The sequence below is a fragment of the Bacillus sp. UNC41MFS5 genome, assembly GCF_000686805.1.
Map to the genome: position 1 here is coordinate 20827 of NZ_JMLP01000029.1, position 18696 is coordinate 39522.

Here is an 18696-nt window from a genome sequence, read left to right on the forward strand (position 1 = left end):
CAATTACTCTACGAAATCAATCTACATACTCACTCTGTTCGAGTTTCATGATTGTTATTCCTTCAATTTATAAGAAAAGACATATATTTTTCAAATCTGGTAATAATAACCTCGGGTTAACATAGAAAGGATGGGATGTTTGATGTCGTTAGAATGGTTTGACAGAGTATGTGGAGAACTGCAAGAACACCTGGAATCTATTTGTGAAGAATATGATCAGGTTGGTCAAATGACCGTTGAAAGAGCTGCCAAACATCCGAGGATTGAGTTTTATGTCGATACCGCAGATGTTGATACCGAAGAACTAGAGCGTGATTACTTCTGCTCTTTATTCTTTGACCCTCAAAATGAGGAATTTTACATCGATACCTTCGATGTGGACACCGGACATACGGCAAAGGTCATCCTTTCAGACATAGAAGACATTATCGAGGAAGTTCACGCCAGTCTGCATGATTATATGAACGGCGATGATCACTATACAGATGATGGGGTCTATCTTCAGACTTCAGAGATCTATGATAATGAAGATGAAGTCGAAACCGTTTATGTGGATGATGACAACGAAGAAGAGTATTACGAAGCGGAACAAGTCAACAGTGACGACATCTTTGAGGAAATTGATGTGGATTGGTCTACACCGGAGGTAACAGCCTTTAAACATGAAGATGAAGTCGAAGTCACCTATCAATTCGGATTGGTTCAAGCTACTGGTGACGGTGTCCTCAAACGTGTTAATCGAATCTGGACAACAGATGATGAATTACTCAAAGATGAGTCCCATTTCATTTTTAGCAAAGAAGAAGCATCCACTATTATCGCCATGATTGCCTCACATATGGATCAATTAAGTGAGTTTGAATTTTAAACAAATAATCAATTAGATATAAAGGGAGCATACCATATGGATGCTCCTTTTCTCATTCTACCGTGTAATCGATTTGAATTAGATCCCAAGGTGTGATCATGCCAAGGGGAGCCTCGTCCACTTTCCCATTTTCAGTGATGATGACAGCTTCGATTTTGCGCTTCTTCTTATGTGCCTTTTCAAAAAGATTTTCAACCTCAAATATATTAATCTCTTTTGAGACAATTTCAATCGGATATTCTTTCTCATAATTCATGATATCTGCAACATGGATATCGGCTAGATTGACAAGGCTGCTTTCCATATTTTGCGCCATCCATTTCACAATTGAACTCGATGTAAGTAACCCCACGCATTTTTTATTTTTATAGACGGGAAACTTCGAATAACCGTATTGTCTAATGGCGTCAGTTACTTTTAAGATACTGTCGCGATAATCAAAGGACACCACATTTTTCGTCGCAATCGATAGCGCATAATTAGGACGGCTAAATACATTAGCTATTTTTTCAATATGAGAAACGACTTTTGCATTAGGCTCCGCAATATAAAAGCCAATTTCCATTTTCTCATGAACAATTGCGTTCCGAAGTCGGGCATATTGCTCTAAATCCTTTTTATAGGTTTCAATCATTTGATATTTTTTGGAGCCAACCTTTACGAGGACGACGAATCTATCATCATTAATTTGAACGATGTCCCGCAATGCATCGTGTACTTGGTTGAAAGCTACCTCAAAACGCTCAGAAAGAAGTTGTCCTTGTTTTTTATTCATATCTTTTGCTCTCCCATGGTATAACTCTTTATCATTATATTTAATGTAAAATTAATACTTCAAATTTTCAAGAAATTATTTCCCCCTAGGATTTGTTGAGCATGACCATTCTATTCGAAATGGTGGATTATTGATTGGCTATAATGGTTAGCATCTGGTCCTCTACCTTTTTCCCTTTAGTATCTTCAAGTAAATTATTTAATAGAATCGAAAAGATTAATGTTTGTCCACTTTTGGTTTTTACGTAGCCAGATATGGAACTCACCGTAGAGATGGTTCCTGTTTTTGCCTTTACCCTCCCTCGGACAAGAGGATCTTTTAAGCGATTTCTTAAGGTACCGCCTTCCATCTTTTCAGGTGCCCCAGCGACTGGTAATGACTGAAGATAGCTCGAAAACCACTTTTCTTTCTGCACAGCAAACAACAGTTGCGTTAGTTGGTTTGCTGGAATCAGATTGACATGCGAAACGCCGGACCCATCTCGAAGCACCAATGTTTTGGGAGTAACCCCAAATTTGACTAATTCGGAATTTAATACTTTCAGTCCGTTTTCCCAACTCCCTTTACCCTTCACAACCTTGCCCATTTCCTTCATTAAAATTTCCGCATGAACGTTGTTGCTCAGTTTCATAAAAGGAACCAGTAGTTCAGATAACGGTATCGATTGATGGGTTGTTAACAATTTTGTGGTGTCAGGCACCATTCCTGTTTTTAGTTTTCCAGTCACTTGAATTCCGTGTTCTGTTACCGATTGTTTTAATAGGGACATGGCATATCTTGTTGGATTCCAGACACCGATCCAATCCTGTTCCGGTTTTGCCTTGATTGGGATTGTTCCCTTGATGGTGATGGTATTTTTTGCGTGTACCCGCTCGATGGTGATATTCTGTTTACCTTCCTCTGGACCAGTGACGGCTTGATTGATGATTTTTAGATAATTGGTTTTGGGGGTCAGTTTTACGATTGGCTTGTCCCCTTTTTTCGTTGCAGGTTGTACGACAACTTTGACCGATCCAGCATCAAAGTCTTGGGTTGGTGACGCCGTTAGTGCCGAAATCTGTGCCCCATAATGGGTGGTTTCGTCACTCCAGGGCAGGTCAAGTGAATAGCGAACACCATCATACCAGGAATCATCCCCGACGATATTTCCGTTTATTTTTTTGATGCCGTGTTTTTTGACTTCAACAGCTATTTGATCAAAATCGGATTTCAATAAAGTTGGGTCGCCCTTCCCTTTTATATAGAGATTTCCGTCGAGAGTTTTCTTTTTCACCGTACCATCTGTATGTATCTCCGTCTTGAACGTGTAATCTTCGCCAAGGATATTTAAGGCTGCAGCGGCCGTTAAAAGCTTCATGTTCGAAGCGGGTCTTAAGCGGACATCTCCTTGATGGGAATAGATGATTTTCCCATCTGCAGCGGAACGGATACTAACCCCAGCAATGGCCCCTTTTAATGCTGGATCGTTATTGATTAGTTGATTCATCTGCTGGACCATTTTTTCGTGAGTATACATGGCATTTACTTTTATTGATGGAATCATCAATATTAAAATAAGAATGTAATATTTAATTCTATTGCTCAAGCTTTGGTACCAGCCTTTCCTTTTTCCTAAGAGTTTGTCCGAAAAAAACAAATAATATCATCTTTGGATTTTTTAATTGGACAACTTTTTTATTTCCATAATATGTCTAATTGTACAAAACTCTTTAAAAATTGTACAAAACACCCAAATTTTCGTACAAAAGGCAATTAAATTTCCACAATACTATCCCAAAATTGTACAAAAGCAAAATTCCCTTACCAAACACAGTGTAATTCTAAACCATTCTCCTCACCACATTAAAATTTTTACTAAGATAAGCCCAATTCTGAGGTGCCGGTAAGCTAATTTGCCAAAAAGTCGTGCCCGCTAATCGATAAAGACCCATTAAGTTATACTTTTCTATATAACTGCGAATATCTTCAAACCATACCATATGTTCCTTCCCACCAGGCCAGTAGCGATACCATGGCGCTTTCGCGGTATCATCAAATTCAATCGGGCCGCCAACAGCAATCGCTTGATTTTGTGCAACATTTACTGAAAGAGCACGTGTTTGATTCGTCCCAACGACCTTGTCATACCCATACAACGCCAACGCGATTTGTAGCTTACGAGGATTAATCTGCGTGAGTGAATATTGGATGACTTGCTCCAGCCACGGAATCGGAGCAATTGGATCAGACGGTCCTCCTGGGTAACCATAATCCATTGTCATCACGGCAACTAAATCAACTACATTACCAATACCGGCATAATCGTATGCTCCAATAATCCGATTTGTCGGAATATCAGCTGTTTTCGCATGAACATTTACATGTAATATCAATTCACCTAAACTATTTTTTAAAGCAATTAGAAACAATATAAAGTCATTCCGTCTTGCCGGAGGAATAAATTCAAAGTCAATGCTTACTCCACCAAACCCACGTTTTTTTGCTAAATTCACAATACTTGCCACTAGATTGGTTCGATACGTTGGATTTTCGAGCACCCTTCCAGCCAACTCCGCACTAAAATCGGCTCCCACCAAATTTCTAATCATCATCAATGGGACGACCTTCAATTGATTGCTTCTAGCGACTATGGCTGCATCCTCGACCATATTAAAAGCATATCCCTCCTTTGTAAAAGAATAAGCGACCACTGCCAAATAAGTAAGTTGCCCCGCGATAGAATTCAAAGTTGCCAGATTTGCAGCTTGGGAGGATGGAACTAAAAATCCAAGTGTCGCTAGATCCGATTTCATCGGAGATGGCACATTGATGGTTTGGCCTATCATCAATTGAGTTGGATTCAAACCTGGATTTGCGGCCAGTATGTCTGCCGGATGACTGTTGAATTGCTGAGCCAAATTCCAGATATGATCACCGGCTTTAATTCGATACGCGTGCAGTGGCGGCAGATGATCCGGGAGATATAAAGCAAGTCCTGGTGTGAGTGCATTAGATGATGGCAATCCATTCAGTTTAATAATCGTTGGAAGCGATATACCATACTTTGTGGAAATCTTCCACAAATTTTCACCAGCAGCCACAATATGAACAGCCATAAACTCACGCTCCTTTTTTACTATCATATGGGCATGAGATGTTAAGTTATTACATAGAAAAAACGAACTTGCAATAGACAAGTTCGCCCTTTTGTAACTATAATCGTGGATCAATTGGGTCCGATTCCAACGCTAGAACTCCAAACACACATTCATGATAACGCTCCAATGATTCCCTCCCAACAAAGCGCTTCACTGCTTCCACACCTAAGGAAAATTCCTTTAAGGCATTGCGTTGTTTCTTTCCAGCATTTCGCTGCTTTAGCCGGGACAGATTCTCTGGTTGTAAGTAATCGATGCCATAGATAATATGCAAATACTTGCGGCCTCTCACTTTAATTGCCGGCTGCACCAGCTTACCATTATGACGAGCCACAAACGACTCCGGTTTAACCACAAAACCTTCATGCCCTTCTTCGGTCATTTCTTCCCACCATGCGATTGCCGCTTTCATGGAGTCCTCATCGTTCACCAGCCGATATTCCGTTTCCATAAAAAGCTCGGAAAGTACGCTGAACTCCTTATTCTTCTCCATATGCCAGGTGTGCGGTTTATCGAAAAATGTTTCATTACTATGGGCTAGTGTGTGAAAAGGAGCAATTTGTATCCCTGCTAACCCTTCTATTTCCCAGCAATACTTTTGATACACATCGTTAAACACTTTTGTATTGTGAATCTTTTCATCCGTTTCCGCAAGCCAACTGGCCACATCCTTACCGTTGGCAGCGACTTTCTCCAGTTGTTCCTTTAATTTATTGCGATCGAGCAACGCCATTTCGCCCACATGTGCATATTGATTCATGATTAGTTCTTTTGCTTTTAGATTCCAAGGCAGGATTTCAGCATCCATCAAGACAAAATCCGTGTTGTGTTTTTCAAAATAACGACTCAAATCTGCGTGTAATACTTGGAGAATTTGTTCCTCCAGGTCTTTTTTGAAAAAGGCTCTGCCAGTCCGTGTATAAATAGAACCTAATGTTTCTCTGCCGATATACTCTTTGGCCGCTTCCTTATTTTTAAAAAGAAGCAAAATGCCTCGGCTGCCCATATGTTTTTTCTCCACAATCATCGTATCAATGCCATTTGCCTGATAGTAGTCAAACGCTTCTTGCGGGTGCTCTAAGTATCCCGCTAAATGAGAAGGTTTTGGAGTTGGGCTCATCGTTGGCGGTAAATAGACAATCTCCTCAATAGGAAGAGTATAATGAGAAAAGTCGTCCAAGGCGGATTTGGCCACATCCTTATGGATAGCAATCTCCCCATACTGTTCGGTTAACACCGAAAACCCATTGATAAACTTACCTAAATTAGGAGGGGCAAGCCGCTTTTGTTCCCATTCCTTAATTGGGTTGTCAGGAACATTGGCATAATCCTGTTTAGCGGCCACCGATACAAACTGTTTTTCTGGGAAACGATACGCCGTTAGCCGCCCGCCAAATACCACACCTTGGTCAATATTAAGTGTATTATTCACTAACAGCGGCTGCGGCTTGGGATCATGCCCCCAAATAATTAATTCTTGTGATTGATGATCAATCGTCCAGTCTTTTCTCCGCGGCTTTCCATTTTCATCAAGCCCCTCTGAATCTCCGTACCTGCAAAAATCAGAAATCCGCTGCGATTGTTTGCCAATATACCAATCCCTAATCCCGGCATGCGTCGCAACTGCCACGTTTACACCATTTTTTTGGATAACCAAATGGGACTTTGCAGCCAGTAGGAGTTCCTTTAGTTCTGCCTTTAATTGACCAGTGGCCTCTTGACCAAATTTGCACTCATACTCTGCAAAATCAGCTTCTACTTTTTCATCACCGTGTGCCATATTCACCTTGCGCCCATCCAGCCAGCGGGCAATTTTCCAGCCGTGGTTGCTATCAATCATATAGGCAATTCCTGCATCGACATGTTTTTTGAAAAATTGCATGGTTTCGAGTGACCGAGGACCACGGCTCATTACGTCACCAAGTGAAAGGATTCGCCTCCCCTCAGGATGATGGAACAAGCCATCCTCGTTTTCCTGATAGCCCAACTTGGTTATCAATTCGATAAACTCTTCAAAACAGCCATGAATATCCCCAATAAAATCAATACCATTACCCACATCGATGAATAAAGGATTCGCAAGCCGCCCTATATCCAAAGCCTTAAGCTCCGGTTCATCTAAAATATAGGTGCGGTGAAAGCCTTCCTTCTTAATAAACCTAAGCGTTCGCTTGAAGTGCTGGTATTGCTGTTTGAGTCGATTCTTGCCGCGTGGAAAATCCCGTTCCTTATCACGAGAAAGGAGTTCTTTTTCCGTTACATTGAACACAATCGCAATCACGGGGACATGATATTTCTTACCTAGTCGATGATAACGCTCACGATCGTCTTCCTTTAAGTGTGTCGCGTCAATTATCGTTAGTTTATTTAAACGGCACCGCTTCCCAATTAAATATTCCATCGCATCAAATGCTTCGTTTGAAATCCGGAAGTATTCATCAAATAAGGCATCCGCTTCATCCTTTGGACGCTGATTCCACGTGATAAATTCCACATCACTGACGAGAACCCGGAATTGATCAGAACTGACAACTTCCGAAGCCAGAATCTTCTTTTCATGGACGAGTCGGTTTAATAACGTGGTTTTGCCGCTATTCGAAGGTCCGACAAAAAGGACAATGCCAGCATAGGGCAAGTGAATTTTGGTCATGATTGCCCCTCCTCTCTTGAAAAAATAGCCATCTGGGTCGGTTGACCGAAAGTCGGATGTTCTTCACCAATGCCTTGAAAATGTACTTTATAAGGATAGGAACTTGCCCAAGTTTCACATTTCCCCGTAAACTCTGTCCTTGTCCATTCAAAGCGGTGATCATGATGTCTCATTGCCTCATCCATATCATAGACCTCATTATATTCTTGATTCGGTGTAGTCACGATCAACACTTCTGGTCGATAGTCTTTAAAAATCGTCTCGAATACCCTTGGTAACCGGTATTCATCAATATGTTCAATCACTTCACAAAGAATCATGACATCTTTACTGAGAAGGCGTTCATCATAATAAAATAGCGAACCTGCTAATAACTGAGGCTCCACAAATCCACGTTTTTCTTTTGCTTGATTAAATCGGTCTAATGCCTTTAACCGAGCTCGATTCGATGGCTCGACTGAGAGAATTTCCTGCACCCCTTCAATAAATCCTAACTTAACTGATAACTTTCCTTCCCCAGCACCTAGGTCAACAATAGTTTGTTTTTTGGTCAAAGACTCAACATAATTAATAATCGCTTCGTAGCGAAGATCATTTAAACGTATTTTCGGCGGCTCGTTTGTCTCCTCTTTTTTCGTTTCTTTTTCATAGAACTTTGACTGTGAAATCATCTTTTGGAACCGTAAAGAACGATTTAAAATCAACGACTTATGTGGGTGGTTCTCTAACCAGCCTTCTCCGTATCGGTCAAACTTCTCTAGTTCTCGTTCATCAATAAAATAATGTTTATAGTTATCGATAACCGGAATCAGAATCGAAAGTTGTTTGAGTGCATTCTGAAGTGTTTGTTTCCCTGAAAGGGTGATAAACCTTGCTGAGCTTTTTTCACGGATAAAACTTTCCCCATATTCTAGGGTGACTGTATAACCGATTGGTGCAAATAACGCTTCCAGCTCACGGTTGCTTAAATCCGTGGCCACCGGACCAAAAGATAATTCCATGTCAAAGGGATGTTCGACCCATGAGGCATATTCCCCCTTCGGTTTCCCATTTAACGCAGTCCCCAATGCTTTTCGAATGGAGGTAACAAAGATACTGCTTGCCGCAAACTCGCGGTCATTTATGTAATGCGTAATATCAAATAAATCAGGTGAGTTCTTGACTAAGTTGATTGGATCTGTTTTTACAAAAATGATGAACTGTACCTCTTCGCTTGAAAAAATAGGATAAACCAGGCGGACAGATAACCCTTTTTCTCCTCGTTCATAGAGATTGTTTGGATTTTTGGCTAAAAGGTAAGAAACGGCTTCAACACCAGGACCTCTAACGGTTACGGATAGCTGCATTTTTTCACTTCACTTTCAATTGGCAAATAGTTTAGTTTCATTTTAACATATTTACATTATTATTCTTCTGATAGAAAAATAACCCAGTTTTCTTAAGTAAGAAAACCGGGTTACTTCTAATATTCATCACCATATCGATATCTTCTGTTTTTTGCTGCAAAGCATGCCTCACAGGTTGGAAATGAATGATCCCACGGCAGTTTCTTGCCACAGTTTTTGCATTTTTTTACAAACTTTTTAATATCTGTTTTCAGGCGATCTTGAACTTTATCACTGACCTCTTCTCTCAGTCGTTCCCAATAGAGGGCTGTAGTTCCCTCTCCTAATCGATATAAGAATAAGAGATGGAGACCGATTGCCTTGTAGCTAAGTTCTAATTCCTCCAAGCTGCGTTCCTTCACAATCGGTTCAGGAAGTTCACGTCCCTGGATAATTGCATACATGGTATCTTCCCATTGCTTGGTTAAGATGGGCTCATTTTTTGAAAACGGCAGATGTAAAAAGCCATAAAGGTCCATTAAAGAGAGCCTTGCTTCAATTTCTGTCCCCGCGATTATTTGATAAAGCGACTTTTCCTCTGCCAGCGATGCCTTCTTCGTCCCTTTCGGACTTTCAAATTTCCCCCATAGTTCAAAAAAGGTACCTAAATCGTGGTAATAACGTTGAAATCGTTCAAAAACGGAATTGGTTGGTGCAATCGCAAAGGTATGAACAGGTTCATCTTCCTTCATTAGCAAGTTCCGCATTTTCCTAATATCACTCGTAAAAGCCACTTTGCCGATATTGTAAATACCCTTTCGACCAGCACGCCCGGCAATTTGCTTCACTTCTTGCGAGGTCAGTAAACGACGTCGTGTTCCATCAAACTTATCATTTTCTAAAAAAACAATTCGGCGGATCGGCAGGTTTAAACCCATACCAATCGCATCTGTTGCAACAATAACTTTTGTCTTGCCAGAATTAAATTGCTGAATCTGCTTTTTTCTTGTTTCTGGAGGCATACTTCCGTAGATCATACTGACGGTATGGCCGTCATTTTGCAGTCGTGAGGCCGTTTCAAGCACGCGCCGACGTGAAAAACAAATCAGTGCGTCTCCTTTTTTAACATGTTTAATATGAAATTCTTTCGTTTCTACTTCTAGCGGGGTATCGCGTGTGTATTCATGTATCTCAATATTTGATTCACCCAAAAGCTGCAACAGCATCGTTTTTGAATTCCGGCTTCCAATGATATGTACTTCTTTTGCATTGGCTTTCGTAATTGCCTTATACCAGGAAAAACCACGGTCTTTGTCGGTAATCATTTGCGCTTCATCAATGACGACAACTTCATAGAACTCTTTTTCATGAAACATTTCCACGGTGCAGGACGTATGATTGGCCCCAAGGGTCATTTTTTCTTCTTCACCCGTTTTTAAGGAACAAGGCGTCCCCTCAGCGTTTAATTTATCATAAACTTCAAGGGCTAATAGTCGAAGCGGAGCTAAATATAAGCCGCTATAGGCCTCTTTCATCCTTTCAAGCGCATGATGTGTTTTTCCTGTATTAGTTTCACCGATATGAAGGACATAGCGGATCTGTCGCTGAAGCGAAGGGTCGTATTCCGTTGCAAAAATGTCCTTCATCATCCGCTCTTCTGCTTCTCTTTTTCGCTTTAGTTCTTCTTCAGCTTCCTTTTGTTTCCGCTCGCGCTCTTGGAGGTCCTTTTCAAAAATTTCCTTATGCAGCATTTCATCAAAAGGAATTTCAGCCAATCTGATTAAATCTGCTAGGTATTCAGCTTGAATATCCTCAATAAAATACCCCTCAACATCATAAAGCACCTGTGCAATACTGCCTTTTACGAAAGAAGCCGATAGTTCTTCATGTAAGGTTTTAAAGAATTCAGCCTTCAGTTGATCGGGTAACTGCTCTAAAACTTTTTCCGGAATAAGGTCGGACAGATAATCACCAATTAAACTTTCATAAACAAAGAAATAGGTTTGATATTCATATAAACTTCTGCCCCAGTTCATCGTTTTATGGATATCACCTGTCAGTTCTTCAAAAAAGCTGGCAACCGTGGTGTAGACTGAGGGATTAAAATGACCTTCATCAATTAATTTTTCTTCTAACGCAAAGGTATCGACAGATTGGAATTTCACGTTATTTTGTAAATCCGCCACTAATTGTTTTGCCACGAAGTAACGTAACGATAAATAGAACCCTTCATATTGTTCTTCTAAAATCGCAACTGCGTTATCCTCTATCTCACTTCTAATGAATTGCTTGTGTTCTTCCAGTTGTTTTTGTTCTTCACTCTTGATAAAATTGTCCTTTGCATCCTGATACTGCTTCTGCCACACATCTGATTTTCCTGAAAATGTTTCCTTAATCCACTCCATCGCATCAAAAGGCTGATAGGTTCGCATTTCATCTCTAAATAATTTGTTGATCAACTTTCGGTCGATTCCCTGTACCTCAAAGCCTTTTTCACTTAACAATTGCTTTTTTTCATTCCGCGGGACATCATTCGTCGACTTATTCAGCCAAACATTAATCCAAATTTGTTCGACATAATCCTTGCGGTCCGCTAGGTATTGTTCAAAGGATGGCGGTGTTTCCTTCGTTTCGAAATAATGGTTAATATCTTCATATATTTTCATTTTTGTATGTTCAATCGCTTGAGGGTATATGGTCGTTAATTTATTCATCAAATTCCCTCCATTTCTAAAAAGTGGTTATTATATACATAATAACACAAAAATAAAAACCGAACGAATATTCGGTCCTATAATTGATGGTCATTGCAATATTGATCCACTAGGTCTTCGATTTGATCTAGCTCAGGAAACGTTCCTGAAAACTGAAATTTAATTTCCTCAATAAAGTTTTCATGATGGTACACATGGATAGCCCCATTCTGTTGAATGACACTAAATTCTGGTACAAAGCGATACCCGCTGCGTTCAATTGCCCCCATTGACGTAAGTCCCCTTTTTTAAGTTTTTTTTAGTATAAGCAGAATATAGCTTACTAATCCCCTATAGGTTCGTAATATCATTGGGAAAATTAAAGAGGATGGTGCACTTCGCACACATCCTCTTCCCTGCTTTATGCTGTAGTATAAACTTCTGCTTTATTTTGCTCATGGCGAATCGTGGCCTGTGCTGCTGCTAATCGTGCAAGTGGTACACGGTATGGCGAACAGCTGACGTAATCTAAGCCCGTTTTGTAGCAGAAATCAATGGAAGTCTTTTCGCCGCCATGCTCACCGCATATTCCTGTTTTTAAGGAAGGCTTTGTTTCACGGCCCAACTTGACGCCTGTTTCCACTAGCTTTCCTACACCATCTTGATCGAGAACCGCAAATGGATTTTCAGGAAGTACTTTATTTTCGATATAAGCTTGCAAGAACTTTCCTTCGGCATCATCACGGCTGTAGCCGAATGTTGTTTGCGTTAAATCATTCGTACCAAAGGAGAAGAAATCCGCTTCCTCGGCAATCTTATCAGCAGTCAAAGCGGCACGAGGAATTTCAATCATGGTTCCAATTGTGTACTTGAAGTTCTTTCCTGTTTCTTCTTGGACGAGGAATGCCGCATCCATTACCAATTTACGCATATCCTTTAACTCATTCACATGACCAACCAAAGGAATCATAATTTCCGGCTGTACATCAATACCTTTGTCTGCGAGCGTTGCCGCTGCATAGAAAATGGCTTTCGCTTGCATTTCATAAATCTCTGGATAAATCATTCCCAGACGGCAGCCACGGTGGCCAAGCATAGGGTTAAACTCATCTAATTGACGAACTTTTTTCAGCAACTGCTCTTTCGCTTTTAATTCTGGTGATTGAGGATCTAAGATTTGAAGTTTCGTCACTTCCACCAACAAATCCTCTTTGTTTGGTAAAAATTCATGCAACGGCGGATCTAGTAACCGAATAGTGACAGGTAATCCTTTCATTTCTTCAAAGATTCCTTCAAAATCTCCTTGCTGCATTGGTAAAAGATGATTCAATGCTTCCATTCTCTCATTATAATTTTCAGCAAGTATCATTTTTTGGACAATTGGAATCCGTTTCAAGTCCATAAACATATGTTCCGTACGGCATAATCCAATTCCGCCTGCTCCGAATTCGAATGCCTTTCTTGCATCTTCAGGATTATCTGCATTGGCACGGACCCCTAGTTTACGTTCTTGATCTGCCCATGCTAGCAACAACTGGAATTCATCCGACAGTTCTGGGTCAATCATTGGAATTTCTCCCAGCATTACTTCCCCAGTGGAGCCATCAATTGTAATGATATCTCCATAACTTACGACTTGATCTCCTATAGTAAACTGTTTAGCTTTTAAGTCAATCTTTAAGGCTTCGCAACCGCAAATACAGGCTTTCCCCATTCCGCGTGCAACAACGGCAGCGTGGCTCGTCATTCCTCCTCGGCTTGTCAAAATAGCTTGGGATGCAACGATTCCGTGGATATCATCTGGTGTTGTTTCCGGACGAACAAGGATTACTTTTTTACCATCATTGCTTAATTGCTCCGCTTCATCAGCATCAAAAACAACTTGGCCTGTCGCTGCTCCTGGTGAAGCCGGTAAGCCTTTAGCTAACACTGTTTTCTGAAATTTATCGTCAATTCGGCGATGCAAGAGTTGATTAAGTTGGTCAGGGTCGACACGAAGCAAGGCGGTCTTTTTATCGATGATTCCTTCATCAACCATCTCAACCGCAATGCGGATAGCCGCTTGTGCAGTCCTTTTACCGTGACGAGTTTGTAAGATAAAAAGCTTACCACGTTCAACGGTGAACTCGATGTCCTGCATTTCCTCATAATGGGACTCGAGTTTCTTGCAAGTTTCAGTAAATTGCTTATATACTCCGGGCATCTCGTCTTTTAATGTTGCGATTGGCTGTGGAGTACGAATCCCTGCAACTACATCTTCTCCCTGGGCGTTAATTAAGTATTCACCGTAAAGGACATGCTCACCAGTCGAAGGGTTTCTAGTAAAGGCCACACCAGTGCCGGAATCATTCCCCATGTTACCGAACACCATACTTTGAATATTTACGGCTGTTCCTAAATGGTCAGCAATTTTATTCAGGCGGCGGTAGACAATCGCCCGTTGATTATTCCAAGAATTAAACACAGCATGAATGGCAAGGAATAATTGCTCTTTAGGGTCCTGCGGGAAATTCTTTCTAGTATGTTTTTTGACGATTCCTTTATAGCCAATAATGACTTCTTTCCAGTCTTCCGCACTCATTTCGGGGTCAGACGAATAGCCTTTTTCCTCACGAATTTCTTCTAATAATTGTTCGAAAAAGTAGGTATCAATATTAAGGACGACATTACTAAACATTTGAATGAAACGGCGGTATGAATCATAGGCAAAACGCGGATTATTCGTTAAGTTTGCCATTCCGACCACGGTTTCATCATTCATGCCTAAGTTCAAAATGGTATCCATCATCCCAGGCATGGAGAAAACAGAACCAGATCGTACAGAAACTAGTAAGGGATTCTGCGGGTCGCCGAGCTTTTTACCCATTTTCTCTTCAAGACGAGCGAGAGCTTCTAGGGTTTGGACTTCAACAATGGCTGGGATAGTTTTGCTAGCTTCATAGAATGCATTACATGCCTGTGTAGAAATCGTGAAACCATAAGGCACCGGCAGTCCAATTCGCGTCATTTCCGCTAGGTTCGCACCTTTCCCCCCGAGCAAACCTTTCATATTGCCATTTCCTTCATGAAATAAATAAACGAATTTTTCCATTTTATAAACCCCTCTCCTTTTTTAACACGTCTAAGATTAAACCTGCTGTTTCTTCTACGGCTTTATTTGAGACATCAATGACAGGACAACCAACGCGCTTCATCACTTTTTCAGCATGATCTAGTTCTTCAAGTATTCGCTTAAAGCTAGCATAGTTCGCCTGTGAGGCTAACCCCATTGCTTTTAGACGTTCTTTGCGAATTTCGTTGAGTTTATCCGGTGAAATAATTAGTCCAATACAATTTTTGCGAGGTACTTTGAACAATTCTTCTGGCGGTGCCACCTCTGGTACTAACGGAACATTAGCCACTTTAAAGCGTTTATGTGCTAGATACATAGACAAAGGTGTCTTTGATGTACGGGACACTCCGATTAACACAATATCTGCCTTTGTAATTCCTCTTGGGTCACGGCCATCATCATATTTGACGGCAAATTCGATGGCTTCAATTTTCCGGAAATATTCCTCATCCAATTTTCTCATTAAACGTGGCTGATGGTGTGGTTGCTTATGAAAACTCGTTTCGAACGCATTCATTAATGGACTTAGTAGATCAACTGCCAAAATTCCTTCTTCTTCGGCACGGCGATCTAAATAATCTTTTAATGCCGGTACAACGATCGTATAGGCTATAATGGCAGGTCCTTTTTTCGCCAATAAAATCATATCCTCAATATCTTCAAAGTCATCCACATAGGAATTACGCCGAATTTCAACTTGCCCGCCATTAAACTGTGTTGCCACTGCTTTGACAACAAACTCAGCGGTTTCTCCTACTGAATCGGATACAACATAGACAACTTCTTTCTGTACCAAAAGACTGCCACTCTCCTTAGTTTGATTTATTTTTCCATGATTTCTAAATATGCTCGCGTGATCGTTGTTTTAGTGATGCGTCCCAGAAGTAAATATGTATTTTTTTGCCCATCTACTTCTTTTACGACAGGTAAGGAGTCAATGTGATTATGAATCATCTTTTTGGCTGCTTCGAGCAAGGTTTCTTCAGGATTAATCGTCATAATATTTGGCATTCTTGTCATGATCACACTAACAGGCAATTCATGAAGATTTTGATTTCCTAGTGATGCTCTGAGCAAATCCTTTCGCGATACAACCCCAGCTAAATGGCCTTTAGAATCAACAATATAGAGTGTTCCAACATCCTCTAAGAATAGTTGAACAATTGCATCATAGACGGAAGTAGATTTTTCAACCACGATAGGAAGGGCCTTATAATCCGTTACCTTTTGATGGATGAATTTTTTCGCTTGTTGCTTTGCTTCATAGCTTTCATTATAAAAATAACCCACTCGAGGCCTTGCGTCTAAGTTTCCAGACATCGTTAAAATAGCGAGATCGGGTCTTAATGCAGCCCTTGTTAATGAAAGCTTTTCTGCGATGTCTTTCCCGGTGATCGGTCCATTTTGTTTAACAATCTCGAGGATTTCATCCTGCCGTTTAGATAATTTAATCATTACCACCACCTTAATCACATTAAATATGTTATATTGATTATAGGTTCATTATAAATGTGTTATACTTATTTGTATATAGTATATTACATTTGGACAAAAATCGAAACAATAAGTTTTATATTTTTTTAAAAAAATAGCTTACTTTCTTTTTCATTAAAAAATCCCACCACATGCGGCGAGATTCTGTAAACTAATTTTGGCAATTGGGACAATAAAAGGTTTTCCTTGATGATATTGTTTCCATTTTGATGACTGACCCACATCTATTGCATTTTTCACCTTCACGATCATACACCTGACACAAATCATTAAAACCACCTGTTAATTTATCATCCTTAAAAAGTGGATTATCCATGTAACCGCCAAATTGAATGCCTTTTTGAAGGATTGTTCTGATCGATTGATACAATCTCTCTCGCTCTGATTCGCCAGTATCATCAATGTCCTTCGTAGGAAGAATTCCGGCATCGTAGCATATTTCAGCGGAATAACAATTACCGATTCCTGCGATAAACTCTTGATCAATCATGGTAGTTTTTAACCGGCCATGCTTTTGGCCAATCCTTTTCAAAAAATTATTTATTGAAAAATCAGTGGATAACGGTTCCGGACCTAAATGTGCAAGGTGCTGCTCTGCTTCTATTTGATTATATAGATGCAAATATCCGAGGCGGAGGCCAATAAAGTATAGATGATGTTCACCAAAGGATAAACGTACCTGAACCGTTCGTTTTGGCTTATTTGCTTCTGTCCCATAAAACATCCATCCACCAAGCATTAAATGGAGTCACAGAATTTGACCATTTTGCAAGTGAAAAAGTAAATGCTTTCCCCTTCTGCTAATATTAATTATTTTTTGATGATGACAAGTTTTAATAAACAGGTCTGAGTTTATATTAATTGATTTTTCTCGATTTATTTGTACTTCTGTTATAGTTTGACCTGCAATTTTTTGATTTAATAGGATTTTATAGTTTTCCATTTCAGGAAGCTCTGGCATCAAATGACTCCTTCCATATTAAGCATGTGTTTAATACAATTCCCCATTTAGCAAAGAAGAAGCCTATAAGTGATAAAGAAAATCTTGCCCCTAAAAAGAAAATAGAGCAACCTTCGCGGGTTGCTCTACTAATTAGTACTCATGCATATTTCAACTTTTCCGAATGTTTATCATCAATTTTCGTCTCAATTCTTTCCATTGCTTTAAAATCACTTTCTATTTCCTGTTTATTATCCTTCACCAATTCCTTAAAGCTAAGTTTACGTTTTCTCATTCATTCCTCCACCTTTCTTTGTTGTTTCTATTATACCCAAGCTATAAACATCAGAATCATCATAAATATTACAATTGTTTGAACATTAATAACTTTTGAATTATTTTTTATTATGATAAAAACAAAAAAGGCCAATGCTTTGATTTTACAAAGCAATGACCTATAAGGACTTTATCTTTTTTTGATACCGGTGATCGGGGTCGAACCGATACTCCTCACGGAACACGATTTTGAGTCGTGCGCGTCTGCCAATTCCGCCACACCGGCATAATAAAAATTCCATAGATAAAGCTATGAAATTTTTAGTGAACAATATTCAACAGGGGCAGTAGGAATCGAACCCACACTGAAGGTTTTGGAGACCTTAGTTCTACCTTTAAACTATGCCCCTAAATGGTGGAGGGGGACGGATTCGAACCGCCGAACCCGGAGGGAGCGGATTTACAGTCCGCCGCGTTTAGCCACTTCGCTACCCCTCCACATATAAAAACAATGATAAAACTGGAGGAGGAAGAGGGATTCGAACCCCCGCGCGGTGTTACCCGCCTGTCGGTTTTCAAGACCGATCCCTTCAGCCAAACTTGGGTATTCCTCCATAATAAAAATAAAACAATCTTAGTTAATTGGTAGCGGCGGAGGGGATCGAACCCCCGACCTTACGGGTATGAACCGTACGCTCTAGCCAGCTGAGCTACACCGCCATAATATCATTTTTCAAGTAATTGGTGGAGTCTAGGGGGATCGAACCCCTGACCTCCTGCGTGCAAAGCAGGCGCTCTCCCAGCTGAGCTAAGACCCCATAAGTTATTAGAAGAATGGTCGGGAAGACAGGATTCGAACCTGCGACCCCTTGGTCCCAAACCAAGTGCTCTACCAAGCTGAGCTACTTCCCGTTAAAGTGCGCCCTGAGAGATTCGAACTCCCGACCTTTTGATTCGTAGTCAAACACTCTATCCAGCTGAGCTAAGGGCGCAAATGAATTTAATAATTTAAGTGGTGCCGAGGACCGGAATCGAACCGGTACGGTAGTCACCTACCGCAGGATTTTAAGTCCTGTGCGTCTGCCAGTTCCGCCACCCCGGCACTTTTGGAGCGGAAGACGGGATTCGAACCCGCGACCCCCACCTTGGCAAGGTGGTGTTCTACCACTGAACTACTTCCGCAAATTATGGTAAGTTATTTTGCTATCGCAAAAAACTTTGTTTATTTTACTTCGTAAAAAAACTTGGTGCGGGTGAAGGGAGTCGAACCCCCACGCCTTGCGGCGCCAGATCCTAAGTCTGGTGCGTCTGCCAATTCCGCCACACCCGCGTATTAAGTTAAGCAAAAAATCAACTAGTTTATTGTGCTTAAAATCCCTTTGGGATTTTGCGCATGCTTCGGCGATGTAATTCGAAGAAGTAGGAA

Annotated in this window: 14 protein-coding genes and 11 tRNA genes; 1 reads left to right on the plus strand and 24 read right to left on the minus strand. The window is 40.6% G+C overall.

The window, feature by feature from the left end:
- Positions 1 to 142 precede the first annotated feature (142 nt).
- Positions 143 to 868 carry a hypothetical protein gene (locus BR30_RS0114180; protein ID WP_026565590.1) on the plus strand — a complete coding sequence of 242 codons (726 nt, stop codon included), beginning with the start codon at positions 143 to 145 and terminating at the stop codon, positions 866 to 868.
- Between the two features lie 52 nt (positions 869 to 920).
- Here BR30_RS0114180 and BR30_RS0114185 read toward each other — a convergent pair whose 3' ends face one another.
- From BR30_RS0114185 to BR30_RS0114295, 24 genes are all read right to left on the minus strand, one after another.
- Complete coding sequence (locus BR30_RS0114185; RefSeq protein WP_026565591.1) at positions 921 to 1643, minus strand: CBS domain-containing protein; 723 nt, start codon at positions 1641 to 1643, stop codon at positions 921 to 923.
- Positions 1644 to 1770: 127 nt separating this feature from the next.
- Positions 1771 to 3228 (minus strand): D-alanyl-D-alanine carboxypeptidase/D-alanyl-D-alanine endopeptidase, encoded by a 1458-nt coding sequence (dacB, locus tag BR30_RS0114190; RefSeq protein ID WP_026565592.1) that lies wholly within the window; start codon positions 3226 to 3228, stop codon positions 1771 to 1773.
- A 235-nt stretch (positions 3229 to 3463) separates the two neighbouring features.
- The gene (locus BR30_RS0114195) at positions 3464 to 4738 is read right to left on the minus strand and encodes a glycosyl hydrolase family 18 protein (RefSeq protein ID WP_026565593.1); all 1275 of its coding nucleotides are present in this window, start codon (positions 4736 to 4738) and stop codon (positions 3464 to 3466) included.
- 97 nt (positions 4739 to 4835) lie between these two features.
- The gene (locus tag BR30_RS0114200; RefSeq protein WP_026565594.1) at positions 4836 to 7430 is read right to left on the minus strand and encodes a polynucleotide kinase-phosphatase; all 2595 of its coding nucleotides are present in this window, start codon (positions 7428 to 7430) and stop codon (positions 4836 to 4838) included.
- On the minus strand, positions 7427 to 8776 hold the full coding sequence (locus BR30_RS0114205; RefSeq protein ID WP_026565595.1) for a 3' terminal RNA ribose 2'-O-methyltransferase Hen1: 1350 nt from the start codon (positions 8774 to 8776) through the stop codon (positions 7427 to 7429). Before BR30_RS0114205 ends, BR30_RS0114200 begins: the two co-directional genes overlap by 4 nt.
- Positions 8777 to 8892: 116 nt before the next feature.
- Positions 8893 to 11469 carry a DEAD/DEAH box helicase gene (locus tag BR30_RS0114210; protein WP_026565596.1) on the minus strand — a complete coding sequence of 859 codons (2577 nt, stop codon included), beginning with the start codon at positions 11467 to 11469 and terminating at the stop codon, positions 8893 to 8895.
- Positions 11470 to 11546: 77 nt separating this feature from the next.
- On the minus strand, positions 11547 to 11738 hold the full coding sequence (locus BR30_RS0114215; protein WP_026565597.1) for a YbxH family protein: 192 nt from the start codon (positions 11736 to 11738) through the stop codon (positions 11547 to 11549).
- Positions 11739 to 11869: 131 nt separating this feature from the next.
- The gene (gene ppdK, locus BR30_RS0114220) at positions 11870 to 14539 is read right to left on the minus strand and encodes a pyruvate, phosphate dikinase (RefSeq protein WP_026565598.1); all 2670 of its coding nucleotides are present in this window, start codon (positions 14537 to 14539) and stop codon (positions 11870 to 11872) included.
- 1 nt (position 14540) lies between these two features.
- Positions 14541 to 15356: a pyruvate, water dikinase regulatory protein gene (locus BR30_RS0114225; protein ID WP_026565599.1), complete on the minus strand. Its 816-nt coding sequence runs from the start codon at positions 15354 to 15356 to the stop codon at positions 14541 to 14543.
- Between the two features lie 26 nt (positions 15357 to 15382).
- Entirely contained in the window at positions 15383 to 16015 is a 633-nt protein-coding gene (locus BR30_RS0114230; RefSeq protein WP_035445572.1) for a transcriptional regulator CcpN, read from the minus strand.
- A 190-nt stretch (positions 16016 to 16205) separates the two neighbouring features.
- Complete coding sequence (locus BR30_RS33490; RefSeq protein ID WP_331280792.1) at positions 16206 to 16778, minus strand: Fpg/Nei family DNA glycosylase; 573 nt, start codon at positions 16776 to 16778, stop codon at positions 16206 to 16208.
- Between the two features lie 24 nt (positions 16779 to 16802).
- Positions 16803 to 17015, minus strand: coding sequence for a DNA-formamidopyrimidine glycosylase family protein (locus BR30_RS38685; RefSeq protein ID WP_331280793.1), 213 nt, complete (start codon positions 17013 to 17015; stop codon positions 16803 to 16805).
- A gap of 139 nt (positions 17016 to 17154) precedes the next feature.
- On the minus strand, positions 17155 to 17289 hold the full coding sequence (locus BR30_RS35940) for an FbpB family small basic protein (RefSeq protein ID WP_081825452.1): 135 nt from the start codon (positions 17287 to 17289) through the stop codon (positions 17155 to 17157).
- Between the two features lie 185 nt (positions 17290 to 17474).
- A tRNA-Leu gene (locus BR30_RS0114245) sits at positions 17475 to 17556 on the minus strand.
- Between the two features lie 53 nt (positions 17557 to 17609).
- A tRNA-Trp gene (locus tag BR30_RS0114250) sits at positions 17610 to 17680 on the minus strand.
- Between the two features lie 3 nt (positions 17681 to 17683).
- A tRNA-Tyr gene (locus BR30_RS0114255) sits at positions 17684 to 17768 on the minus strand.
- A gap of 23 nt (positions 17769 to 17791) precedes the next feature.
- A tRNA-Ser gene (locus BR30_RS0114260) sits at positions 17792 to 17884 on the minus strand.
- Between the two features lie 29 nt (positions 17885 to 17913).
- Positions 17914 to 17990 (minus strand) — tRNA-Met (locus BR30_RS0114265).
- 22 nt (positions 17991 to 18012) lie between these two features.
- Positions 18013 to 18088, minus strand: a tRNA-Ala gene (locus BR30_RS0114270).
- A gap of 17 nt (positions 18089 to 18105) precedes the next feature.
- A tRNA-Pro gene (locus tag BR30_RS0114275) sits at positions 18106 to 18182 on the minus strand.
- Positions 18183 to 18188: 6 nt separating this feature from the next.
- A tRNA-Arg gene (locus BR30_RS0114280) sits at positions 18189 to 18262 on the minus strand.
- A gap of 21 nt (positions 18263 to 18283) precedes the next feature.
- A tRNA-Leu gene (locus BR30_RS0114285) sits at positions 18284 to 18372 on the minus strand.
- Positions 18373 to 18377: 5 nt separating this feature from the next.
- Positions 18378 to 18452: transfer RNA gene (locus BR30_RS0114290), tRNA-Gly, on the minus strand.
- Between the two features lie 63 nt (positions 18453 to 18515).
- Positions 18516 to 18600, minus strand: a tRNA-Leu gene (locus BR30_RS0114295).
- Positions 18601 to 18696 lie beyond the last annotated feature (96 nt).